The following is a 457-nucleotide window of genomic DNA, read 5'->3' on the forward strand; positions in this document are numbered from 1 at the left end:
CGGCGCCGCGAGCCTAACGTGGACACCGCCGCCCATGACGGGTCATCTGACGATCCTCGTTGGCTAATCAATTGTTATCTTAAGTTGACTATTCAGTCAACAGAAAGACGCGCGTACGGAACGATCTGTAGCTTAGCGCCCAAAATTGAGCGCAATGGAAAGCAGCTCACCGCGGTGCTCACGCCGCTTGACCGTAATGGGCCGAATACTCACACGAAGCGATATACCGGCTTACACAATTCCAAGAAGTCAACGCTCTGGTTGCTGGATGCGAGTAACCGGCATTCGCCCACAGGCTGGAAGTAAATACGCCGGCCGACTGTTCCTGTCGGCAGGCGCCCTGCTCCTTCGCGGCGGTTTATTGTTGGACCGATTTCAGATCGAATTCTTTTGCTTGCCGTACAACGGCCGCTCTGTCGTATTTGTTGATCTCGTCGATAAAGTCGTTGGTGTACAT

1 protein-coding gene is annotated in these 457 nt (G+C 53.6%); it reads left to right on the forward strand.

The window, feature by feature from the left end; genetic code table 11:
* Window positions 1-268: 268 nt before the first annotated feature.
* On the forward strand, window positions 269-457 hold a 189-nt coding region (locus AC5ZGW_RS47000; RefSeq protein ID WP_496114253.1), incomplete at its 3' end, for a hypothetical protein.

This window comes from Bradyrhizobium sp. Crot121, assembly GCF_059512385.1.